This is a genomic window from uncultured Bradyrhizobium sp., assembly GCF_964252615.1.
GTDB lineage: Bacteria > Pseudomonadota > Alphaproteobacteria > Rhizobiales > Xanthobacteraceae > Bradyrhizobium.
The window spans coordinates 23725-46353 of record NZ_CAXUNQ010000032.1 but is presented as its reverse complement, the minus strand read 5'-3'; the positions used below and the strand labels follow the sequence as shown (position 1 = coordinate 46353).

18 protein-coding genes and 1 pseudogene are annotated in these 22629 nt (G+C 60.9%); 14 read left to right on the top strand and 5 right to left on the bottom strand.

Features of this window, described 5'->3' with window-relative positions:
* Positions 1-28: 28 nt before the first annotated feature.
* Positions 29-1099: a lipopolysaccharide heptosyltransferase II gene (gene waaF / locus ACFE72_RS16085; RefSeq protein ID WP_375414111.1), complete on the bottom strand. Its 1071-nt coding sequence runs from the start codon at positions 1097-1099 to the stop codon at positions 29-31.
* A 176-nt stretch (positions 1100-1275) separates the two neighbouring features.
* Between waaF and rfaD the strand changes: the two genes are divergently transcribed.
* The 4 genes and pseudogenes from rfaD (at position 1276) to ACFE72_RS16065 (ending at position 7129) form a co-directional block, all read left to right on the top strand.
* Positions 1276-2256, top strand: a complete 981-nt coding sequence (gene rfaD, locus ACFE72_RS16080) for an ADP-glyceromanno-heptose 6-epimerase (RefSeq protein ID WP_375414110.1) — start codon at positions 1276-1278, stop codon at positions 2254-2256.
* Between the two features lie 25 nt (positions 2257-2281).
* Positions 2282-3754, top strand: a complete 1473-nt coding sequence (gene rfaE1, locus ACFE72_RS16075; RefSeq protein WP_375414109.1) for a D-glycero-beta-D-manno-heptose-7-phosphate kinase — start codon at positions 2282-2284, stop codon at positions 3752-3754.
* A gap of 11 nt (positions 3755-3765) precedes the next feature.
* Positions 3766-5001, top strand: a pseudogene (locus ACFE72_RS16070) (O-antigen ligase family protein); the annotation flags it as partial.
* A 130-nt stretch (positions 5002-5131) separates the two neighbouring features.
* Positions 5132-7129 carry an SDR family NAD(P)-dependent oxidoreductase gene (locus tag ACFE72_RS16065; RefSeq protein WP_375414108.1) on the top strand — a complete coding sequence of 666 codons (1998 nt, stop codon included), beginning with the start codon at positions 5132-5134 and terminating at the stop codon, positions 7127-7129.
* Here ACFE72_RS16065 and ACFE72_RS16060 read toward each other — a convergent pair.
* Positions 7089-7841, bottom strand: a complete 753-nt coding sequence (locus ACFE72_RS16060; protein WP_375414107.1) for a glycosyltransferase family 2 protein — start codon at positions 7839-7841, stop codon at positions 7089-7091. The genes ACFE72_RS16065 and ACFE72_RS16060 overlap by 41 nt on opposite strands.
* A 225-nt stretch (positions 7842-8066) precedes the next feature.
* Entirely contained in the window at positions 8067-9026 is a 960-nt protein-coding gene (locus ACFE72_RS16055) for a lysylphosphatidylglycerol synthase transmembrane domain-containing protein (RefSeq protein ID WP_375414106.1), read from the bottom strand.
* 196 nt (positions 9027-9222) lie between these two features.
* Between ACFE72_RS16055 and ACFE72_RS16050 the strand changes: the two genes are divergently transcribed.
* From ACFE72_RS16050 to ACFE72_RS16020, 7 genes are all read left to right on the top strand, one after another.
* Positions 9223-10215 (top strand): NAD-dependent epimerase, encoded by a 993-nt coding sequence (locus tag ACFE72_RS16050; protein WP_375414105.1) that lies wholly within the window; start codon positions 9223-9225, stop codon positions 10213-10215.
* Positions 10216-10234: 19 nt separating this feature from the next.
* Complete coding sequence (locus tag ACFE72_RS16045; RefSeq protein ID WP_375414104.1) at positions 10235-11650, top strand: mannose-1-phosphate guanylyltransferase/mannose-6-phosphate isomerase; 1416 nt, start codon at positions 10235-10237, stop codon at positions 11648-11650.
* A gap of 174 nt (positions 11651-11824) precedes the next feature.
* Positions 11825-12826 (top strand): Gfo/Idh/MocA family oxidoreductase, encoded by a 1002-nt coding sequence (locus tag ACFE72_RS16040; RefSeq protein ID WP_375414103.1) that lies wholly within the window; start codon positions 11825-11827, stop codon positions 12824-12826.
* A 48-nt stretch (positions 12827-12874) separates the two neighbouring features.
* Positions 12875-14023 (top strand): DegT/DnrJ/EryC1/StrS family aminotransferase, encoded by a 1149-nt coding sequence (locus ACFE72_RS16035; protein ID WP_375414102.1) that lies wholly within the window; start codon positions 12875-12877, stop codon positions 14021-14023.
* Between the two features lie 49 nt (positions 14024-14072).
* Positions 14073-15599 carry a murein biosynthesis integral membrane protein MurJ gene (gene murJ / locus ACFE72_RS16030; protein WP_375414101.1) on the top strand — a complete coding sequence of 509 codons (1527 nt, stop codon included), beginning with the start codon at positions 14073-14075 and terminating at the stop codon, positions 15597-15599.
* Positions 15600-15666: 67 nt separating this feature from the next.
* The gene (locus ACFE72_RS16025; RefSeq protein ID WP_375414100.1) at positions 15667-17973 is read left to right on the top strand and encodes a xanthine dehydrogenase family protein molybdopterin-binding subunit; all 2307 of its coding nucleotides are present in this window, start codon (positions 15667-15669) and stop codon (positions 17971-17973) included.
* Between the two features lie 120 nt (positions 17974-18093).
* On the top strand, positions 18094-18543 hold the full coding sequence (locus ACFE72_RS16020) for a c-type cytochrome (RefSeq protein WP_375414120.1): 450 nt from the start codon (positions 18094-18096) through the stop codon (positions 18541-18543).
* A 207-nt stretch (positions 18544-18750) separates the two neighbouring features.
* On the opposite strand, the gene ACFE72_RS16015 is transcribed toward ACFE72_RS16020, so the two are convergent.
* Positions 18751-19173, bottom strand: a complete 423-nt coding sequence (locus tag ACFE72_RS16015; protein ID WP_375414099.1) for a CHRD domain-containing protein — start codon at positions 19171-19173, stop codon at positions 18751-18753.
* A 153-nt stretch (positions 19174-19326) separates the two neighbouring features.
* Between ACFE72_RS16015 and ACFE72_RS16010 the strand changes: the two genes are divergently transcribed.
* Positions 19327-20247, top strand: coding sequence for a c-type cytochrome (locus ACFE72_RS16010; RefSeq protein ID WP_375414098.1), 921 nt, complete (start codon positions 19327-19329; stop codon positions 20245-20247).
* 195 nt (positions 20248-20442) lie between these two features.
* Positions 20443-21420, top strand: a complete 978-nt coding sequence (locus tag ACFE72_RS16005; RefSeq protein ID WP_375414097.1) for a DMT family transporter — start codon at positions 20443-20445, stop codon at positions 21418-21420.
* Between the two features lie 19 nt (positions 21421-21439).
* On the opposite strand, the gene ACFE72_RS16000 is transcribed toward ACFE72_RS16005, so the two are convergent.
* Positions 21440-21685: an Lrp/AsnC ligand binding domain-containing protein gene (locus tag ACFE72_RS16000; protein ID WP_375414096.1), complete on the bottom strand. Its 246-nt coding sequence runs from the start codon at positions 21683-21685 to the stop codon at positions 21440-21442.
* A 120-nt stretch (positions 21686-21805) separates the two neighbouring features.
* Here ACFE72_RS16000 and thiD point away from each other — a divergent pair, with 120 nt between their 5' ends.
* Positions 21806-22606 (top strand): bifunctional hydroxymethylpyrimidine kinase/phosphomethylpyrimidine kinase, encoded by an 801-nt coding sequence (gene thiD / locus ACFE72_RS15995; RefSeq protein WP_375414095.1) that lies wholly within the window; start codon positions 21806-21808, stop codon positions 22604-22606.
* Positions 22607-22629 lie beyond the last annotated feature (23 nt).

Here is a 22629-nt window from a genome sequence, read left to right as displayed (position 1 = left end):
GTGGCGCAAGCGGGACCCCGCGGCGGTGTTAATGGCCAACATGGGGTCCCGCGCCGGCCAGCAACTGCGTCGCGGTGGCAACCACGTCGGATGCCGGAATCGTGCGCATGCAGGCGTGATCGTTCATCGTGCAAATGGTCCGCTGACACGGTTCACAGGGCGGCGGCGTACTGGTCTGAACCGTCGCTGCGAGCCCATTCAGGGGCGCCCAGAGGTAAGGACTGGTAGGGCCGAAAATGCCCATGGTCGGCGTACCGACGGCGGCGGCGATATGCATCAGACCGGAATCGTTTGAAATCGCGACGCCGGCTGCCGCCATGGCCAGAATGCCGTTGCGCAAATCATTGCTGGTGAGATTACGCACGCCGGCTCCCCCCGCCGCCACCATCTCCGCCGCCAGCGCCATTTCACCGGGGCCGCCGACCACCCAGACATCAAGGCCTTGCCTGGCCAGCATTCGTGCCGCCTCGGCATAATAGGTCCAGCGCTTGGAAGCGCCGACCGACCCGGGCGCCAACGCAACGGCGGGGCTACTGCCCAGGCTGTTGGCCTGCCGCCAGCGCACGATGTCCTCGGCTGTGACCTGCAACTGCGGTACCGGCCATTCCGCCGGAATTGGGGCGCCATCCGGGAGCGCCAGCGAGGCGTTCTTGTCGATAAAACGGGGCAACGTTCTCTCGCCCCAGCGCAACCGGTTGAGCAGGCCGAAGCGGGCTTCGCCGAAAAATCCCACCCGCTCCGGAATGCCGGCGAATGCCGGAGCAAGGGCCGATTTCCAGGTACCGGGAAGGACCAGCGCCGTGCCATAGTTCCGCTCGCGCAACCGCGCCGCCAAACCGCGCTGCTTGGCCAGCGCCAGCCGGCTGCGCGGCAGGTCCCAGACGACGCCGGCGCGGACACCGGGCATGTAATCCACCAGCGGCGCGCACAGCGAGGTCGTAAGCAGGTCGACCGGGCGATTCGGCCAACGCTGCTTGAGCACCCTCACGACGGTATGGCCGCGCACGAAGTCGCCAATCCACATGTAGGGCACGATCAGAATCGGACGAGTGTCGCTGGCATCTTCCAAGGAGCCCCGATACAATGAAGTAGTATTCATACTTTGAGCCGGTTTGCTGCCGCAACCGGCTTTCGGTATCTGCTCCTCGCCAGAACGTAAAGGCGGCCCCGCACGCCGCAGAACGCACGCCGCTCTTCACCAAGCGCGGGTCTCCAAGTTGCCTGTCGGGCGGGACTGGGGCAAAGCTGAGGACACTTAATCGGGGCGGGCATGTCATGCTGCTGGTGACCGGGGGCGCCGGTTTTATCGGATCGAACGTGGTGGCCGCGTTGAACGACGCGGGCCGCACCGATGTGGCAGTCTGCGACGTGCTCGGGCATGAGGGCAAATGGCGCAATCTTGCCAAGCGGCAACTCGCCGATATCGTGCCGCCGGCTGGGCTGCCGGACTGGCTGAAGGGACGCCGGCTCGACGCCGTGGTCCATCTCGGCGCCATTTCGGACACGACGGCAAGCGACGGCGACCTGGTGATCGAAACCAATTTTCGCTTCTCGGTACGGTTGCTCGACTGGTGCACCGCCAATGCGACGCCGTTGATTTACGCGTCGTCGGCGGCGACCTATGGCGACGGTACCCAGGGATTTCGCGACGATACCGCCGTCGATGTGTTGAGGATGCTGCGGCCGATGAACTTGTATGGCTGGAGCAAGCACCTGTTCGACCTGGCTATTGCCCAGCGCGCGGCGGACGGCGAGAAGCTTCCCCCGCAATGGGCCGGCCTGAAATTCTTCAACGTGTTCGGTCCCAACGAATATCACAAGGGCGCGATGATGAGCGTGCTGGCGCGGCGCTTCGACGAGGTCAAGGCGGGCCGGCCGGTGCAATTGTTCAAGTCGTACCGCAAGGGCATTGCCGACGGCGATCAGCGGCGCGACTTCATCTATGTCGACGATGTGGTGCGGGTGATAATGTGGCTGCTGGCCACCCCGTCGGTCAGCGGCCTCTTCAACGTCGGAACCGGCAATGCGCGCAGCTTCAAAGATTTGATGCAGGCGGCCTATGCCGCGCTCGGTATCGGGCCGAATATCGAATATATCGATATGCCCGAGGCGATCCGCGGCAGCTATCAGTACTTCACCCAAAGCGAAGTCGATCGGCTGCGGCGCGCCGGCTATAACGGCGGCTTCACGGCGCTGGAAGATGCGGTCGAGACGTACGTCAAGGGTTACCTCGATCGGCCCGATCGTTTCCGCTGAGCGTGCAACACGTAAACAGGTTCTGATGTTTGATTTTGATGCACTGTCTAACGCGATGGTCGGCCAGACCGTGCTTTGTGTCGGCGACCTTATGCTCGACGAATTCGTCTACGGCGAGGTATCGCGCATTTCGCCGGAAGCTCCGGCGCCGGTGATCGCCGTGCAGCGGTCCGAGACCAATATCGGCGGCGCTGGTAACGTCGCCCGCAATATCGTGTCGCTGGGCGCACGCTGCATCTTCGTCGGGCTGATCGGCGAAGACGACGCAGGCAAGATCTTGAAAGCTCTACTGGCGCAGGAACAGCTGATCGAGCACGTGCTGGTTTCCGATTCGACGCGGCCGACTACGCGAAAGGTGCGCTTCGTGTCCGAGCACTTCTCGACCCATATGCTGCGCGCAGACTGGGAAAAGGCGTCGCCGGCTTCAGCGGATATCGAGCAGAAACTGATCGACGCCATCCTGCCGCTGTTGCAACGCGCCGATATCGTGCTGCTGTCCGATTATGCCAAGGGTGTGTTGAGCGCGCGGGTGATCCGCAATGTCATCGACGGCGCGCGGAAACTCGGCAAGCGTGTCATCGTCGATCCCAAGATCGCCAATTTTGCCGTCTACCGCGGCGCGACGCTGCTCACTCCCAATCGCCGCGAGTTCGCGGAAGCAACGCGCAGCCGTGCCGAAACCGAAACGGAAATCACTGTCGCGGCGCAGGAAGCGATGGTGCTCGCGGACTGCGAGGCCATGCTGGTGACGCTAAGCGAGCAGGGCATGACTCTGGTGCCGCGCAATGGCGGGTCCATTCATGTGCCGGGACATCCGGTCAAAGTGCGCGACGTCTCGGGAGCCGGCGATACGGCCGCCGCGGTGGTCGCTGTGGCGCTCGCGGCAGGTGCCGACTGGGAAACTATGTTGCGCGTCGCGAATGCGGCGGCGGCGGTCGCCGTCAGCAAGAAAGGCACCGCTGTCGTCACGCTTACGGAATTGCGGCGAAAAATCCTGCCGCACGCTTTCCTGGCAGCGGAGGAAAAGATCGTTTTGACCTCAAGCGAACTCGATACGCATCTTGCGGATTGGCGCAGGCAGGGCCTGCGCGTCGGCTTCACCAACGGCTGCTTCGACATTCTGCACCCGGGTCACGTCAAGGTTTTGACCGCCGCGCGCGGTGCCTGCGACCGGCTGATCGTCGGCCTCAACAGCGACGCTTCGGTGAAGCGCCTCAAGGGCGAGGATCGCCCGGTGCAGGACGAGCGAGCGCGAGCCGAAGTACTGGCGGCGCTGGAAGCGGTCGATCTTGTCGTTGTCTTCGGGGAGGACACGCCGCTCGATCTGATCACCCGGATCAAGCCAAGCGTATTGGTGAAAGGCGGCGACTACACCCGCGATCAGGTCGTCGGTCATGAGGCGGTGGAGGCCTGCGGCGGCGAAATCATGCTGATCGATATTCTCGAAGGCTTTAGCACCACCTCTCTGGTGCAACGCGCGCGCGGGGGCAAGGCGTGAACGCCGGCACGATGGCTTCGCCGGTAAAGGCGATGCTGCGGCTCTGGCGCGATTCGGCAGCGTGGGCGGCGGCGGCCGATATCTTCGCGATATTGACCGCGTTCGCGCTTCCCTGGTCGACCTCGCTGGTCGCTATTTTCGCGCTTTGCTGGCTTGCGACGGCGGCGTGGATTCTCGACTACCGGATTTACTTCCGATCGTTGAAGCGCCCGATGTGCTTTCTGCCAATCGCGCTTTTCGCGCTCGCGGCCGTCGGCACCTTGTGGTCCGACGCATCGTGGGCCGCGCGTCTCTATGCGGTGGGGCCGGCCGCGAAACTGCTGGTGCTGCCGGGGCTGTTCTATCATTTCGAGCGCTCGGCGCGCGGGATCTGGGTATTCACAGCCTTTCTGGTGTCCTGCGCTTTATTGATGGCGATGTCGTGGATCGTGGTGTTCGATCCAGGTGTAACGCTCAAGCCTCAGGCGGATGCTTTCCGCGGCATCTTCGTCAAGAACTACATTGACCAAAGCCAGGAATTCGCTTTGTGCGCCGTGGCTTTGCTGTATCCGATCGTCATGCTCTTGCGAGAGAAACGAATCTGGCTGGCCGGATTGCTTGCCGTGCTGGCGTTAGGTTTTTTCTTCAACATGGCCCTCGTCATCGTGTCGAGAACGGCGCTGGTCACCATACCGATCATGCTGGCGGTATTCGCGTTACTTCACCTGAAATGGCGGAGTACCGTCATCATTTTGTGCGCAGCGCTCGCATTGGCCGGACTGGCATGGACGGCCTCGCCGCAGCTGCGCGGGACGATGGCGACCTTCGGACGGGATTATCGGCTCTACAAGGAACTGAATCAGCCGACATCGATAGGAATGCGGCTGGAATTCTGGCAAAAGTCGCTGCGCTTCTTTGCCGAGGCGCCGATCATGGGGCACGGTACCGGATCAACGCGCGGGCTTTTCGAGCAGGCCGCTACAGGCCCGCGGATGCTTGCCGCCGGCCAAGTGATCGGAAATCCACATAATCAGACGCTGAACGTCGCAATCCAATGGGGCGCCGTCGGAATCGTCGTACTGTATGCCATGTGGTGGTCTCATTTGCTGCTGTTCCGCAGAGACGGCCTGATGGCCTGGATCGGGCTGCTGGTGGTCGTGCAGAATGTTTTCACCTCGCTGTTCAATTCGCACCTGTTCGACTTCCACGAAGGCTGGATGTACGTGATCGGGGTCGGAATTGCTGGGGGGACGATGTCGAGGACGCAATCGGAAGGCTGGGGAGGCGGCGGCGAGTTGCTTCAGAGCCATCACGGCTGGCTTGCAGGCGCGAGATACGCTATCAGCAGCCCCGAAACTTTACGCGACCTATCGATATTACCCGGTGCTGGCCAGCGGAATGATGCGTCTCTCGAATCTGACAATGCGCAACTTGCTGATCGCAACGCATGACGCGCTTGCAACGACGCTTGCATTGTTCGCAGCCTTTTACCTGAGATTCGAGGGCGACTGGTTGTTGGCCCGTCTACCGGTCCTGTTGCGCTTCCTGCCCTACTTTATCGCGTTAAGCGTGGTCGTTTGCTACGCGTTCAATTTGACGACTACGAAATGGCGCTTCATCTCATTGCCGGATGCGCTGAACATTTTGCGCGCGGCAACCGTGCTGACGGTTGCGCTGTTGGTGCTGGACTATATTTTTGTAGCACCGAATGTTCACGGCACATTTGTCGCGCCTAACGTTCAGGGCTTATTCTTCCTAGGCAAGATTACCATCATTCTCTACTGGTTTCTGGAGATATTCTTCCTCAGCGCGTTGCGCTTTGCCTATCGCTATTTCCGCTACACCCGGGTCCGCCGCCATGCCCGGACCGAGGATGCCTCACCGGCGCTCCTGATCGGTCGCGCCGCAGATGCCGAGATTCTGTTGCGCGGCATTGAAAGCGGAGCGGTCAAACGTCTGTGGCCGGTGGGCGTGCTGTCGCCGTCACCGGCCGACCGCGGACAAATGATCCGTAATATTCCGGTGCTCGGCGGGCTGGACGATCTTGATGACGTCATCCAGGATTTCGCGAGGCGCAACAAACCGATTGCGCGGGTGGTGATGGCGCCATCCGCGTTTGAACCCGAGGCACACCCGGAATCGGTTCTGATGCGGGCGCGTCGGTCAGGCCTGATAGTCAGTCGTCTTCCCTCGCTTGAGAGTGGAGACGCGCCGCGGCTGACGACGGTTGCGGTTGAGGACCTGTTGTTGCGCCCGTGCGAAAAGATCGATTATGCGCGGCTGGAAGCCCTGGTGAAGGACAAAGCCATTATCGTCACCGGGGGTGGCGGATCGATCGGTTCGGAGATTTGTCACCGCGTCGTAACGTTCGGCGCCGCCCGATTGCTGGTGATCGAGAATTCCGAGCCGGCTCTCTACGACGCCACTGAAACGTTGGACGCGCTGAAAACCGCAGCCGCTGTCCAAGGTCATATTGCCGATATAAGGGACCGCGACCGGATCATGCGGCTGATGGTCGAATTCAAGCCGGACATCGTCTTTCACGCTGCCGCGCTGAAACACGTGCCCATTCTCGAGCGTGACTGGAGCGAAGGCGTCAAGACCAACATCTTCGGATCGGTCAATGTCGCCGATGCTGCGGTTGCCTCGGGCGCGGAAGCGATGGTCATGATCTCGACCGATAAGGCGATCGAGCCGGTTTCGATGCTGGGTCTGACCAAGCGATTCGCCGAAATGTACTGCCAAGCGCTTGATCACGATCAGGCCTCTCGACTGGATGGCAGGCCGCGGATGCGTCTGATTTCCGTGAGATTCGGCAACGTCCTGGCTTCCAACGGGTCGGTGGTGCCGAAATTCAAGGCCCAGATCGAGGCCGGCGGACCGGTAACAGTCACTCATCCCGATATGGTGAGGTATTTCATGACGATCCGCGAAGCTTGCGACCTGGTGATCACAGCGGCTGCGCACGCGCTGACGCCGGTCCGTCCCGACGTTTCGGTCTATGTGCTCAACATGGGCCAGCCGGTCAAAATCGTCGATCTTGCCGAACGCATGATACGGCTTTCAGGTCTGCAGCCCGGCCACGATATCGATATCGCCTTTACGGGGATGCGTCCGGGAGAGCGGCTGAACGAAATCCTGTTTGCAACCGAAGAGCCCACGGTTGAGATTGGGGTTGCCGGCATCATGGCTGCCAAACCCAACGAACCGCCGATGCATGCCATGAAAAACTGGATCGTTCTGCTGGAGCAGGCGATCTCAAGAGACGATCGTGCAACGATCAGAGCTGTTTTGAAAGACGCCGTGCCGGAGTTTAGCTCGGTCTTGACAGCGGAGGCGACTCCAACCTCCGCGGCTACGAACCCAGGTTTCGAAACTGGAAACCGCGCCGGATGAGGCGGAGGAAAAACGCCGCATCGATGAGTGGGGCTTTCAAATGGCTGCGACGCGAGCGCAGGCATTCGAGATTTCCACGAAGTGAAACGCCCCAGCCACTTGTGCTGATTCCGCCCATTTGAAAGTCTGCAACCAGACGCGGCAGATAGCGGACACGAAAGTTGTTCAAGGCCAGAGCCCTCAGCATGTAGTCGTAGTCGGCGGAGGTGATGTAGGTCAGGTCGTATTCTCCCACCGTTTCGGCAACCTCCCGCCGCATGTAGAACGAGGGATGAGGAGGGCCCCAACCGAGCTGATAGGAGTAACGCCGGAATATTCCGCCGCGCCACGATCTCACGAGATGCTTGGTGAAGTGATCAGTCACCATGTTGAGGTCGCCATAAACGATGTCGGCAGTGTTCATCGCTGCCGCGATGTCTCCCAGGACGTTCTGATCGTGGAAGGTATCGTCGGAATTCAGAAATCCCACCGCATCGCCGCTGAACAGAAGTAAGCCCCTGTTCATCGCCTCGTAGACGCTACTGTCTTTCCCGGAGAAAATGCGAATTTGGTCGGATCCGAACGATTCGACGATCTTGACGGTGTCGTCGCTTGACGCCCCATCGATTACAAACATCTCTTTTTCGCGATGATTCTGGCGGAGAAACGATTCGATCGTGAAGCCGATGGTCTTTTGAGAATTATAGCTAGCTGTTATGACGCTAATCTTCATTTGTTGTCTCGTGAGAACGCTCGCATCTCACCTGCACGGTCGGCCGGGCGCCGGATGTTTTTGGTTTGTACCGTTGCGGATCAGGACTGTCAAAACCGCGAACGGATCAAGCTTTGGTTTTCCGGGGCATAAAATGCCGAACTATGGAGGTTTGGTCGCGTGTCGAGTACTCAAGGTCAGGCGCCGCGCAAACAATCGTAATCCCGTTCGGTTCTAAAGCGAAAGTTACTCAGGCACGTGGATGGCCACAGAATCCTGCGCAGCTTTCTCGGCGCTGAAAATCCAGACCAAACCGCCGAAACCGCCAACGATAAAATACATGGCGCCGAACAGCAGAGACACGTTGACGCCTTCATTCGCCGGCAGCCCGGCATACCCGAAAGCCAGCCCCATGGTCGCTTCACGCACACCCCACCCGGCGATCGAAATGGGCATCATCGTAATCAGCATCACCGGAGGGATGAGCTGAAACATCTGGCCGAACGACACCGGCGCGGCGATCGATTGCGCCACGCACCACGCCATGGCCACGGCGAGAATGTGGATCAGCAGCGAAAGTACCGCCAGTTTCGGTTCATGACTGCGGCTGAACATCACGCGGTTTGCGATACCCGAGCAGGCGTAGAGATGATGCGTTCCCCACCAGCGTTTCAACCAGGGCCAATTCAGCCTGCCAAGAACCAAAAAACCAACCCCGCCGGCGAGCGCCGCGAAATCGAGCAGCAGCAGCGCCGACCGGCCGTGCGGGTCGTCGACAAGCCGGTAGCTCCATGGCAGGGTCGCGACGATGATGACGGCAAGCGCGATGAGGCCGATGGCCCGTTCGACGAATACCGAATAGGTCGCCGCGCGCCATCCGGCACCCTTGCGCGCGAGCAGCCACAGCCGCACCGCGTCGCCGCCGATCGAAGAGGGCAGAGTCTGGTTGAAAAATGCGCCGATCATATTGAAGCGCATGGCTTGTACCGGCGTGAGCGGAGCACCGCATTCGGCACTGATCTCGCGCCAGCGCAGCGCGCCGGCAAAAATCTGGAGAAACACCACGACGATCGCCAGGCAGATCCAGCCCACACTTGCGATGCCGAAGCGCGACGCCAGATCGGACAGATTGACCTTACGCAGCGCCAGATAAAGCAGCGCCGCAGAGATCAGTATTTTTACCGTAGTAAGCAGAATCCGGCGCATGTCACGCGCACTCGTCGGGTTGTGGAGACGCCATGGAGGCGAGGATCCGACGGTCGCGCCGGACTATGGCCGCCTTGGTATGGGCTTGGCAACGATCTGGCAATAGCCTCGCAAACGGGTATTGCAGCCTCCTCAATACGGCGGGTAAAGAGGCTTGGGCGGAGCGACGGGTGGAACCTGCGCCGTTAGGGATGTCATGGCAGACCACGCAACATTGATCACGGGCGCGGCAGGATTTATCGGCTTTCACGTCGCGCAGCGGTTGCTGGCGGAAGGCCGCACCGTTGTCGGTCTGGATAGCCTCAATGGTTATTACGATCCCACCTTGAAGCGGGCGCGATTGAGTCTGCTGCGCGGCGATTCGAAGTTCAGTTTCGTGCACGCCGATCTCGCGGACCGGCACGCAACGCGCGAGCTGTTTGCAAAATACCGGTTTTCGGAAGTGATCCATCTCGCGGCGCAGGCCGGGGTACGCCATTCGATCGATCATCCTCATGCTTATGTGGATTCGAATCTCGAAGGTTTTGTCAACGTACTGGAGGGCTGCAGGCACCATGGATGCCGGCACCTGATCTATGCATCTTCATCCTCGATTTATGGCGCCAACGTGAAGCTGCCGTTTTCGGTGGATGATCGTGCCGATCATCCGGTCAGCCTTTATGCCGCCACCAAGAGGGCGAACGAATTGATGGCCTATTCCTACAGCCACCTCTATCGCCTGCCGGCCACGGGTTTGCGGTTTTTCACCATTTACGGGCCGTGGGGGCGGCCGGACATGGCGATATTTCTGTTCACGAAGGCGATCCTCGAGGGCACGCCGATCAAGCTCTTTAACCATGGCAGGATGCGCCGCGACTTCACCTATATCGATGACGTTACTCATGTCATATTGCGTCTGATCGATTCAGTTCCTCAGGGCAATGTGGGGAATGCCAATGGCGCGCCGTCGCGCATCTACAACGTCGGCAACCATCGTCCGGAAGAGTTGATGCACGTGGTGGCGCTTCTGGAGCAAGCGCTGGGACGCAAGGCGGCAACGGAGATGCTGCCGATGCAGCCCGGAGATGTCGTGGAGACCTTTGCCGATACCGGCGATCTGAGGCGCGACATCGGTTTTGCGCCGCAAGTGCCGATTGAAGACGGCGTTCACGAATTTGTTAAGTGGTATTACGACTACTACAAGGTTTGACAGCGAAGTTTGAGGCGGGATGGACAGGCGAATTATTCCACTGATCATGTGCGGCGGCGCCGGAACGCGGCTGTGGCCAGCGTCGCGCGAGGTGCATCCAAAACAATTCCTGCCGCTGTTCGGGCCGCGTTCGACCTTTCAGGACACGCTGTTGCGGGTTTCCGACGCGGCGTTGTTCGAGCCTCCGGTAATCATTACCAATGCGGCCTACCGTTTTATGGTGCTTGAGCAGCTTGCCGAAATCGGGATCAAGGCCGATGTTCTGCTGGAGCCGATGCGGCGCGATTCCGGTCCGGCGATCGCAGCAGGCGCTGCGTTCGCGCAAATCCGCAGCGGCGGCGACGCCGTCGTTCTGGCGCTTGCCGCCGATCACGTCGTACGCGACACGGCGGCTTTCGTCACCGCCTGCCGTCAGGGTGTGGTGGCCGCGGCCGCCGGCCGCATCGTGACGTTCGGAGTGCAACCTGAGCGTCCGGCCACCGAATACGGCTACATCAGTCCCGGTGCGCCGGTTTCCGGCGACGTCCGCGCGGTCGCGAGGTTTGTCGAAAAGCCGGATCCGGAAACGGCTGCGGAATACATCAAAGCCGGTTATCTCTGGAACAGCGGCAATTTCATGTTTCGTGCCAGTGTTCTGCTCGACGAATATCGCAGCATCGATGCGGACAGCGTGCAGGCCGTCGGTGACGCCGTAACCAGGGCGGGGCGCGATCTCGGCTTCGTAATGCTCGATCCGGAATCGTTTGCAAAGGCCGAGGCGATTTCGATCGATTATGCGGTAATGGAAAAGACGACGCATGCCGCCGTCGTGCCGGTGGCGTGCGGGTGGTCCGATGTCGGTTCCTGGCATGCGGTATGGGAGCTGTCGGCAAAAGACAGTCAGGGCAATGCTGCGCAGGGTACTGCCGTATTCGAGAATTCGCGCAACTGCAATGTGTTGACCGACAGGGCGCTGGTTGCGCTGGAAGGCGTCGACGATCTGGTCGTGGTGGCGACGCAGGACGCCATACTGGTGTCGCGTCAGAAGGATGCCAACGGCCTGAAGCGGCTGGTAGCGAAATTGAAAGCGGTCGCGCCGCGGGTGACGGAGGATCATCTCAAGGTGCACCGACCGTGGGGAAATTATCAATCGATCGACGCCGGAGATCGGCATCAGGTCAAGCGCATCGTCGTGAAACCGGGCGGCCGGCTCTCGCTGCAGAAACATCATCATCGTTCCGAGCACTGGATCGTGGTGCGCGGCGCGGCGCGGGTGACGGTCAACGAACTGGTCAAGACCGTCCACGAGAACGAATCGGTTTATATCCCGATCGGCGCAACCCACCGGCTGGAAAATCCCGGCAAGATCCTGCTCGAGCTTATCGAGGTGCAGACCGGGAGCTATTTTGGAGAGGACGATATCATCCGCCTCGAGGACGATTATCAGCGCTCGTAGCCGGCATTTCGCCGGTTTGGTGCTGCTGAACCGGCAATACAGTGTAATTCTTTGAATCAAAACGTGTTTGAGATCGCTTGGCGGGCATTCGCCACATTTGTGACGACGTGCTAGAGAGCCGATGCGCTGGTCGAGGTCGAGGCGGTCTTCGCCGGTTTAGCGGGGTTCATCGGAATGAGTTCAAAGGGGTCGGCGGTTAAAGGCGTGGAGCGCAGGCTTCGCGTCGGCGTCATCGGGGCTGGCATCATGGGCAGCAATCACGCCCGCGTGCTGGCCGGTTTGCCCGGCATTGAACTGGTCGGGATTGTGGATCCGTTGCCGGCGCATCGGTCCCGCGCGACCGAACTGATCGGCTGCCGAACATTCGCAAGTCTCAATGAACTGTTTGCGGAAAACGTCGAAGCGGTCACCATTGCCGCGCCGACGCATCTTCATCATGAGGTCGCGCTGACGTGCATTGGTCGGGATCTTCATGTCCTTGTCGAAAAGCCGATTGCATCGACCGTCAAGGAAGGACGCGACATCGTTGCGGCCGCCCGCCGCGCCGGCGTGACCTTGATGGTTGGCCATGTCGAACGCTTCAATCCGGCCGTCGCCGCCATCAAGGCGGCGATCACGGGTGAAGATATTCTCTCGATCGCCATCACCAGGGTCGGCCCGTTTCCGCCGCGCATGTCGAACGTCGGCGTCGTGATAGACCTTGCGGTCCATGATATCGACCTGATCCGCTGGTTTACCGAATCCGATATTGTCGAAGTGCAGCCGCAGCTCTCCAGCGCGGTCGCCGAGCGCGAGGATATCGCACTGCTGCAGTTCCGCACCGCGTCGGGCGTGCTCGCGCACATCAATACCAACTGGCTCACTCCGTTCAAGGCGCGCAATGTCACCGTCGCGACTCGCGGCAAATACGTGATGGGCGATCTGCTGACGCGCCAGGTCACCGAATGTTTCGGATTCAAGCCCGATGGCAGCTATTCCATGCGCCACTTGCCGGTCGGGCACGACGAGCCGCTCCGCGCCGAACTGATCGCGTTCCTCGATACGGTACGCACCGGTGGCATGCCCGCAGTGACCGGTGACGAGGGCGTGGCCAGCCTTGAAATTGCGATCCAGTGCCTGGAAAGCCCGGCGAAGCCCGCCGCCGCCCGCAAGGGGCCGCGTCGCGCCGTCGGGTGAAAGCGCGATCGCGTTTTAATGTCCAGTTCCCAATCCCCGCAAGGCGCCATGAACCAGTATCTTCGTCCAGATTCCGTGCCGTTCATAGATATCGGTTCGCAGCGCCGCCGGCTCGGCAAATCGATCGATGACGCGGTTGGGCGGGTGCTTGCGCATTGCCAGTTCATTAACGGCCCGGAAGTGGCGCAGCTTGAGGCCGAGCTTGCGGCTTTCAGCGGCGCGCGCCATGTGGTAACCTGCGCCAGCGGCACCGACGCGCTACTGATGGTGTTGATGGCCAAAGGCGTCGGGCGCGGCGATGCGGTGCTCTGTCCCTCGTTCACCTTCTGCGCGACCGGCGAGGCCGTGGCACTGACCGGCGCGACCCCGGTATTCGTCGATGTTGATGAAACGACGTTCAACATGGATGCGGGCGCGCTGAAGCGCGGCATTGCAACGGCGAGAAAGCTCGGGCTGAACCCGAAAGCGGTGATTCCCGTCGACCTGTTCGGGCAGAGCGCCGATCACGACGCCATCGGCGCGGTTGCGCAGGACGAAGACCTTTTTGTACTCGATGACGCCGCGCAGGCGTTTGGCGCGAGCTATAAGGGCCGGCGGCTCGGCACCTTCGGTCTTGTTACCGCGACCAGTTTTTTTCCCGCCAAGCCGCTCGGCTGCTTCGGCGATGGCGGCGCGATCTTCACCGACGATGCCGAACTCGCCGCGACGCTGCGCAGTGTTCGAGTCCACGGCCAGGGCCTGGACAAATACGACAACGTCCGGCTCGGACTGACGGGACGGCTCGACACCATGCAGGCGGCGATCCTGATCGAGAAACTGAAAATCTTCGAAGATGAAATCGTCGCGCGCGATCAGGTCGCGCAGCGCTACGCGCACGGGCTCGGCAATGTTGTGACGGTGCCGCATGTCGCCGGCGGACGCACTTCGGTCTGGGCGCAATACACCATACGGCTCCCGAACGGCAGCGATCGCGACGGCTTTGCCGCCGCGCTGAAGGCGCAGGGCATTCCGACTGCGATCTATTATCCGAAATCGATGCATCAGCAGTCCGCCTATCGAAGTTTTCCGGTCGCCGACGGCGGGCTGCCGGTCAGCGAAAAGCTGTCCAACGATGTCATCAGCCTGCCCATGCACGCCTATCTCGACGAGGCAACGCAGCTGCGGATCATCGAGGCCGTTCGCAGCGCGCTCGCATAGTGCCTGCCTTTTCTCGACAGCCGCAACCGGCTTGCTGTAGAAGCGGCTGATGCTCGGACGTATTTTCACCGTCGGCGGCTATACGCTGCTCTCGCGGCTGACCGGTTTCGCGCGCGATATCATGCTCGCGGCCATCCTCGGCGCGGGACCCGTGGCCGACGCCTTCTTCGTGGCATTGCGGCTGCCTAACCACTTCCGCGCGATTTTCGCCGAAGGCGCGTTCAATGCGGCGTTCGTGCCGGCCTATGCCTATCTGCACGGCCGGAGCCAAACATCGGCGAAACTGTTTGCCGATCGCGTTTTCACATTGCTGTTCAGCATTCAAATCATATTGCTGCTGGTGGCATGGCTATTCATGCCGCAGGTGATCGCGATCCTGGCGCCGGGATTTTCCGACGATCCGGTTCGCGGCGAACTTGCGATCTCGCTGACGCGGATCACGTTTCCTTATCTGCTGCTGGTCACGCTGGTTACGCTTTACGGCGGCATGCTCAACGTCATGCATCGTTTTGCAAGTGCGGCCGCGGCGCCGATATTCCTCAACCTGTCGATGATGGCAACGCTGGCGCTGGCCGCGTTCTTTCCGGGCGCCGGACACGCCGCAGCGTGGGGCGTTTTGATTGCGGGGTTTCTCGAGTTTTTCCTGCTGGCCGGAGACGCCGCGCGGCGCGGCGTCCTGCCAAAATTTACCTCGTTCAAACTTGACGACGATGTCCGCGCTTTTTTTCGTGCGCTTGGGCCGGCCACGATCGGCTCGATGGGGACACAGGTCGCACTGTTCGCCGATACCATCATCGCGACCTTTCTGCCGGCGGGCGCGCTATCGGCGCTGTATTATGCCGACCGGCTCAATCAATTGCCGATCGGCGTAATCGGCATCGCCATCGGCACGGTGTTGCTGCCGGAAATGTCGCGGCAACTCAGGGCCCACGACCGGGCCGGCGCGGCGGCGTCGCAGCGCCGCGCCTTCGATTTCACGTTGTTGTTTTCGGTGCCTTTCGTGGCCGCCTTCCTTACCGTGCCCGACGTCATCATGCGGGCGATGTTCGCGCGCGGCGCCTTTTCCAAGGCGGACGCCGCCGCCGCGGGCGCCACGCTTGCGGCCTACGCAACCGGATTGATTCCGTTCGTCCTGATCCGCAGCGCGGTCGCGACGTTTTACGCCCGCAAGGATACTGCGACACCCGTCAAAGCGGCGCTGACCGGCGTCGCTATCAATGTCGTGATGAAGCTCGCACTGGTCGGATCGCTGGCGCAGGTTGGCCTCGCGCTTGCGACTGCAGTCGGTGCCTGGGTAAATCTGCTGCTGGTGATCGGTTTTGCAGTGCGGGCAGGACATCTTGAACTGGACCGGACGCTGCTGCGGTCATCGGCCAAATTCGCACTGTCCGGCATCGTGCTCAGTGCGGCACTTTGGCTCGCCGCCCGATTCGCGACCACGCAATTTGCGCAAATGAGCGCATTCCGCGACGAGGCCGCCCTGTTGCTGTTGATCGGTGTCGGCGCGATCGTCTATGCCGGATCAATCCTGCTGCTGTTCGGCAGCGGCTGGCTACGGTCCCTTGTGCGCAGCTAAAGCCGTTTGCGCTAACAGCCGATCCGCTGCAATATGATGAAAATCAAGACTGAAAACTGGAGAACCAATGGCTCCCATCAAATTCGGCGTCGGTCAAAGCGTAATGCGCAAGGAAGACGACGCGCTTATCCGCGGCAAGGGCCGTTATACCGACGACCATGCGCCGGCAGCGACCCTGCATGCACTGATGCTGCGCTCGCCGCACGCGCACGCGACATTCACCATTGACGCTACCCGCGCCCGCGGGATGCCCGGGATTGCGGCCATCCTCACCGCCGATGACATCAAGGATCTTGGCAGTCTTCCTTGCCTGTTCAATCTGGAGGTGGATCCGTTTGCCGGCCCGCCCTATGCAATTCTGGCCAATGGCGTGGTGCGCCATGTCGGAGATGGCGTAGCCTTCGTCGTTGCGGACAGAATCGACCAGGCCCGCGACGCGCTCGAGGCCATTGAAGTCGAATGGACGCCGCTGCCGGCGGCGATCGGCGTGCTCAACGCGGTCAAGAAAGGCGCCCCGCAGGTCTGGCCCGATCACGCCGGCAACGTGCTGTTCGACGTGCCAATCGGCGACAAAAAGGCGACTGAGGCTGCATTCGCGAATGCCCACGCGGTCGCCGAGGTCTCGATTGTCAACCCGCGCGTCATCGCCAACTTCATGGAAACGCGCGCGGTGGTGTGCGAATACAACGTCAAACGCGACCATCTCACGCTGACCATCGGCAGCCAGGGCAGCCATCGGCTGCGCGATATCCTGTGCCAAAACATCCTGAAGATTCCGGTCGAAAAAATGCGGGTGATCTGCCCCGACGTCGGCGGAGGTTTCGGTACAAAGTTATTTCCTTACCGTGAATACGCGCTGGCTGCGGTCGCCGCGCGCAAACTGCGCAAGACGGTCAAATGGACGGCCGATCGCGCCGATCATTTTATGGGCGACGCCCAGGGCCGTGACAACGTCACCACAGCGCGGATGGCGCTCGCCGAAGACGGCAAGTTTATCGGCATGGATGTCGACCTGATGGGCGACATGGGCGCCTATCTGTCGACGTTCGGTCCTTATATTCCGCACGGCGGCGCCGGCATGCTGCCGGGACTTTACGATATCCAGGCGTTCCATTGCCGCGTCCGCACCGTGTTCACCAACACCGTGCCGGTCGATGCCTACCGCGGTGCCGGGCGTCCCGAGGCGGCTTATGTGGTCGAGCGGCTGGTCGACGCCGCCGCGCGAAAACTCGGAATGACGCCGGATGCGATCCGGCGTAGGAATTTCATTGCGCCGCGCGCGATGCCCTACAAAACCGCCACCGGCAAGATTTACGATTCCGGCGACTTCACCGCACACATGAAGCGGGCGATGGAAATCGCGAACTGGAGGGATTTTGCCAAACGCGCCAAGGCCGCAAAGAAGCAGGGCCTGGTGCGCGGCATCGGGCTTGCGACCTATGTCGAAGTCTGCGGCACGATGGGCGAGGAGACCGCCAACGTGGCCCTCGATCGCAAAGGCGACGTCACCATCCTGATCGGCACGCAGTCCAGCGGGCAGGGCCATCAGACCGCCTATGCACAGCTTGTCGCCGAACAATTCGGGCTCGCGCCCGAGCGTGTCCACATCGTCCAGGGTGACACCGACCGCATCGCAACCGGCCTCGGCACCGGCGGGTCGGCTTCGATTCCGACCGGGGGCGTCAGCGTCGAGCGCGCCACGCGGGCGCTGGGTGCAAATTTGCGGGAGCTTGCCGCCGATGCTTTGGAAACCAGCACCGCCGACTTAGAGATCAGCGACGGCGCGGTGCGGATTGCCGGCACCGACCGATCGATCTCGTTTGCCGATCTTGCAAAACGACCCGGTGTCGATCCATCGAAACTTAACGCCAGCGCAACCTTTACCAGCGCCGATGGCACCTATCCGAACGGTACCCATCTCGCCGAAGTCGAAATCGACCCCGCCACCGGCAAGATCCGGATCGTCAACTACGTTATCGTCGATGATTTCGGTGTGACGCTGAATCCGCTGCTGCTTGCCGGCCAGGTTCACGGCGGCGCGATGCAGGGCATCGGCCAGGCGCTGATGGAGCAGGCGGTCTATGAGCCGAAGGATGGCCAACTGGTCACTGGAACGTTCATGGATTATGCGCTGCCGCGCGCCGCCGATGGTCCGTCGTTCGTGTTCGAAACCCGCAACGTCCCCTGCAAGACCAATCCGCTGGGAGTGAAAGGCGCGGGCGAGGCCGGCGCGATCGGTTCCTGCCCGGCCGTCGTCAATGCGATCATCGACGGGCTGTGGCGCGAATATAAAATCGACCACATCGACATGCCCGCAACCGCAGAAAGGGTCTGGATTGCGATCCGCGAGCATCAGCGGCGCCATAGCCTGTGACATTTTGCCTTTTCGTCACGGAATGAAATGCCGGCTCTGGGGTTAGACTGACATAGCTGAAGTCTGCTCTTGGCAAACCAGCGGACTGATTTTGAAAACCAAGGAATGGGGAGTCGGTTGATGATACGGACAGTCGTCGTCGCGGGAGCGTTATTGCTGGGAATTGGTGTGGTCGCAGCGCAACAGGACGCGCTGAAAAGTGCGCAGGCCATCATGAAGGCAAATGGCAAGAGCCTCGGCGGCGTTCTGGGTCCAATGAACAAGGGTGAAAAGCCGTACGATCAAGCGGCGGTTAACGAGGCGCTGAATACGCTGGACGATACCGCCAAAAAGCTTCCGACAATGTTTCCGGAGAGCATCAAGGGCATGAAGGCGGAAGGCGATTACAGCCCGTCATCCAAGATCTGGGAAGACAAGGCAGGTTTTACCGCCAGCATTGCGACCTTCGCCAAGACGGTGACCGACGCCAAGGCTTCGGTCAAGGACCTAAACACGCTAAAAGCGGCCTTCCCGGCGATCGGGAAATCGTGCGGCGGATGCCACGAGACGTTTCGCGTGAAGAACAGCTAGAACAGTCGTCGGCAGAATTCGACCGGCAGTCTCGAAGACAAAAAAAAGGTCAACGGCTTTATGGAGATGCGAAGTGCTTACGCGACAATCCGCCATGTGCGCGGTTTCGTGACGACACCTGCTTAAGCTGAGAAGAGATGCGTCGCAGACGTCGAAAGGGCGGACGCCAAGTATCCGCCCTTTCCCGAAAAATCCTGCGACGCAGACCTACTTCATCACTTGTCCGCGAATTTCGCCGCCCGGATTGGCTGCTGTGTGGACGTTGACGTAGTACTTGCCCGCTGCCAGGTCGGCCGCCTGTTCGTCGGTCAGCGTGGCGCTGCCATCGGAACCGCTGGCGGTGTTCGTAATCGGGACCTTGACGCCGGCGTTCTTGCCGGGTTCAGCGGGCCCATGGAAATGCGCCGCCGTCGCCGGACCGGAGAGCCCCGAATAAGTCAGCTTCCAGCTCAGCTTCTTGGAGGCTGCATCGTAGTCGATGTCCGCCGTGCCGGTCGCTGCGCTGCTGTTGGGCGGCACTTCGGACTTGCCGTCAAGGGTCGCCTTCATCTTGTCGGCAAAGGCCGGTCCGGCGAAGGCAAAAGTTGCGCCGATTGCGAGCGTGGCAAGCGTGACTTTGGTTTTAGACATGGTTTTCTCCCTGTTGACGACGATTTAGAACAACGCGATTTTGGATTTATTCCCGGACTTCGCTGAATTGCGGCTAAATTCCGTTGAAGCGATTGACCAAACTCTTCTCCATACTGCCTTGAAGTGAACGGCCCTATGATAGCGGATAAGCGCGTGCTGCGACGATTTTTTCACGTCCTGGTGATTGCCGGCGTCGCCGGCCTTGGCATTTTCTGGACGCTGACAATCCCGGCGGTCGTTCCTGCCGATGTGTTGCCAACCCGTGCGCCCGATCTGGCTAATGGTCTCACAACGTTCAATGCGGGCGGATGTTCTTCCTGCCACGCGGTGCCCGCCCAGCCCGACCGCACCAGGCTCGGCGGCGGCCTCGCCATCCCGTCGCCGTTCGGGACTTTCTATGTGCCGAATATCTCGCCCGATACGAAGGACGGGATCGGAAATTGGACCGAGGCCGACTTCGTCACCGCGGTCATCAAGGGCACGTCGCCCGCCGGAACGCATTATTTCCCGGCATTCCCCTATACGTCATACCAGCACGCCGGGATCGAGGACGTCCGCGATCTTTTCGCCTGGTTGAAAACACTGCCGCCAGTGCCGGGAAAAGCGCGTGATCACGATGTACCGTTTCCGTTCAATATGCGGCGCAACGTCGGAATCTGGAAATGGCTGTTCATGGACGGCAAGCCATTCACCCCCGACTCCAATCAATCGATGCGGTGGAATCGCGGCGCCTACCTGGTCAACGCGCTCGGCCATTGTGCCGAGTGTCACAGTCCGCGCAATTTTCTGGGCGGTATTGTCGCCGCACAACGTTTCGCCGGCGGCCCCAATCCCGAGGGCGAAGGCTGGGTGCCGAATATCACCCAAAAGGGCCTCGCGGACTGGAGTACCACGGATATCGCGTATTTCCTCGAAACCGGCCTGACGCCCGAGGGCGACACCGCCGGCGGTTCGATGGCGCGCGTGATCCGCAATACCTCGCAACTAGGCGCCGAAGATCGTGCTGCCATGGCGGATTATCTGAAATCGCTTCCGCCAGTGAACGGTCCGCCGCGGCCCAAGAAAAAGGGGTAGCGAGGGAGCCGCGCTCCAGCGCCGCCCCTCGCATGCATGGGCAACTAAAGCTGTGCAGGTCGTTTCCGCGCGGGCGGGGGATCAACACCCTTCGTCGCATGGATGTGGCGAAAGCCATGTTGAAGCGCTACTTTCCACTGCCGGCCTGGCGTGGTTCTGTGCGGCGCATTTCTATTAAAACGATTCTCCGTCTTCATGAACATCATCAAGGCCGTCTCGCTCAAACTTGCCAGTTCGATGATGTTCGCGTTGATGAGTGCGCAAGCCCGTTATCTCGGCGAAGCGTTTCCGGTCGGCGAGGTGGTATTTTTCCGCGGAATTTTTGCGCTGCTTCCCATCTTGATTTTCTTCGGCTACCGACGACAGTTGCGCGGATCGCTGACCACCAACCGGCTGACCGCCCATGTCATTCGCGGTCTTTTCAGTCTTGTCGGCACGTTTTGCTCTCTGGCGGCGCTGGCGCGGCTGCCCATCGCCGATGTCACCGCCATTGCCTTCATCGCGCCGCTGATCACCGTGATTTTCGCCGCGCTGGTCCTGAAGGAACAGGTGCACGTTTATCGCTGGTCGGCGGTGGCGGTCGGTTTTGGCGGCGTCATCCTGATGCTGTCGCCGTATCTCGGCAATCATGCCGCGCTCACCACGCCGATGATGTTGGGGCTGGCATTTGCGCTGACCAACGCAATTTCCTCCGGCGGGGCGACGATTCAGATCAGGCGGCTGACCGCAACGGAAACGTCTTCTTCGATCGTGATTTTCACCACGCTGCTGGTGATAGCGGCGTCGCTGCTCACAGCGCCGTTCGGATGGCGGCTGCCTGCGACGGCACCCGAAGTGGCGCTGCTGATCGGCATCGGCATATCCGGCGGGCTCGGGCAGATGCTGTTCACCGAGAGCTACCGCTACGCGCCCGCGTCGTTTTTGGCGCCATTCGATTATATGTCGATGTTGTGGGCGTTCCTGCTCGGCTACTGGGTATTCGGCGAGGTGCCGACCGGCTACGTGATCGGCGGTGCCGCAGTCGTCGCAGCCGCGGGGATATTCGTCATTCTGCGCGAGCGCCAGCTCGGATTGAAGCGGTTGCGCGACACCCCGATATCGCAGATTTCAACTATGGTCGACGACGAGGACGATCCGGATGCGCCTGTTACCGCGCTCGCCAAAGCATCGTAGCGGCTGTCCAGCGACAGCCTCAACCAGTTCCGAAAGCCTTGAAGGTGATGATGGTATGGGTGTCCTGAATGCCCGGAATCACCTGGACCTTTTCATTGACGAAGTGCCCGATGTCGGTGTCGTTATCGACATAGAACTTCACGAGCAGATCGTAGTCGCCGGCCGTCGAATAGATCTCCGAGGCGATCTCGGCCTCCGCGAGCGCATTGGCGACGACATAGGACTGGCCGAGTTTGCATTTGAATTGGATGAAAAAAGGAACCATGCTCACGTCTCCGGAAGGCGTCGCGCCAAAGCCCAATATAGCGTGTAAGTCAACTTGCTGCCAATGGCAGGGCGCGTTACGGAGGGATATCGGCTTGAATTGGCGGTCGCGAGCAGGACGATGACAATTCCGATTGCGCTCACAATCGCCGGCTCAGATTCATCGGGAGGCGCCGGCATCCAGGCGGACATCAAGACATTTGCCGCCTTCGGCGTCTACGGCGCGTCCGTCATCACAGCGCTCACCGCGCAAAACACCCAAGGCGTCACCGGCGTCCATCAGGTGCCCGCCGATTTCGTCACCGCGCAGATCGACGCCGTGTTTGGCGATCTCGACGTGAAGGCGGTGAAGATCGGCATGGTTGGGCAGCGAACGGTGATCGATGCCATCGTGGCCGGTCTGGACCGCTGGTCGCCACGGCACGTCGTGCTTGATCCGGTGATGGTTGCAACGTCGGGCGATCGGCTGCTCATGCCCGATGCGGTGGAAGCGATGAGAACTACACTCATTCCGCGCGCCTCGCTTATCACACCCAATCTCCCGGAAGCGGCAGCACTGCTCGATGAGGCCATTGCCTCCAGCGAAGCCGCTGTCGAACGTCAGGGCAAATGTCTGCTGGCGCTGGGCTGCGGTGCGGTACTGATCAAGGGCGGACACGGGCAGGGCGCCGAAAGTATCGACTATCTCATCGACAGGAACGGCGTTGTAGCGCTGCCGGCGCCACGCATCGACACCAAGAATACCCACGGCACCGGATGCTCATTATCGTCGGCGATTGCAGCAGGCTTTGCCAAAAATGACGGGTTAGAAACCGCGGTTCGCAATGCCAAGGCCTGGGTGACTGCCGCGATCGCCGCGGCCGAACGCCTCGATGTCGGGCGCGGCCACGGACCGGTGCATCACTTTCACAACTTCCATTAGCACACGTCGTGGCGGCCGTTTCC

Coding starts and splice junctions, on each gene's coding strand:
- ACFE72_RS16020 (WP_375414120.1), top strand. CDS start 18,094: ATGATACGGACAGTCGTCGTCGCGGGAGCGTTATTGCTGGGAATTGGT.
- ACFE72_RS16035 (WP_375414102.1), top strand. CDS start 12,875: ATGAACCAGTATCTTCGTCCAGATTCCGTGCCGTTCATAGATATCGGT.
- rfaD (WP_375414110.1), top strand. CDS start 1,276: ATGCTGCTGGTGACCGGGGGCGCCGGTTTTATCGGATCGAACGTGGTG.
- waaF (WP_375414111.1), bottom strand. CDS start 1,099: ATGAATACTACTTCATTGTATCGGGGCTCCTTGGAAGATGCCAGCGAC.
- ACFE72_RS16060 (WP_375414107.1), bottom strand. CDS start 7,841: ATGAAGATTAGCGTCATAACAGCTAGCTATAATTCTCAAAAGACCATC.
- ACFE72_RS16045 (WP_375414104.1), top strand. CDS start 10,235: ATGGACAGGCGAATTATTCCACTGATCATGTGCGGCGGCGCCGGAACG.
- ACFE72_RS16000 (WP_375414096.1), bottom strand. CDS start 21,685: ATGGTTCCTTTTTTCATCCAATTCAAATGCAAACTCGGCCAGTCCTAT.
- rfaE1 (WP_375414109.1), top strand. CDS start 2,282: ATGTTTGATTTTGATGCACTGTCTAACGCGATGGTCGGCCAGACCGTG.
- ACFE72_RS16040 (WP_375414103.1), top strand. CDS start 11,825: ATGAGTTCAAAGGGGTCGGCGGTTAAAGGCGTGGAGCGCAGGCTTCGC.
- ACFE72_RS16025 (WP_375414100.1), top strand. CDS start 15,667: ATGGCTCCCATCAAATTCGGCGTCGGTCAAAGCGTAATGCGCAAGGAA.
- ACFE72_RS16005 (WP_375414097.1), top strand. CDS start 20,443: ATGAACATCATCAAGGCCGTCTCGCTCAAACTTGCCAGTTCGATGATG.
- ACFE72_RS16055 (WP_375414106.1), bottom strand. CDS start 9,026: ATGCGCCGGATTCTGCTTACTACGGTAAAAATACTGATCTCTGCGGCG.
- ACFE72_RS16050 (WP_375414105.1), top strand. CDS start 9,223: ATGGCAGACCACGCAACATTGATCACGGGCGCGGCAGGATTTATCGGC.
- ACFE72_RS16065 (WP_375414108.1), top strand. CDS start 5,132: ATGATGCGTCTCTCGAATCTGACAATGCGCAACTTGCTGATCGCAACG.
- murJ (WP_375414101.1), top strand. CDS start 14,073: ATGCTCGGACGTATTTTCACCGTCGGCGGCTATACGCTGCTCTCGCGG.
- thiD (WP_375414095.1), top strand. CDS start 21,806: ATGACAATTCCGATTGCGCTCACAATCGCCGGCTCAGATTCATCGGGA.
- ACFE72_RS16015 (WP_375414099.1), bottom strand. CDS start 19,173: ATGTCTAAAACCAAAGTCACGCTTGCCACGCTCGCAATCGGCGCAACT.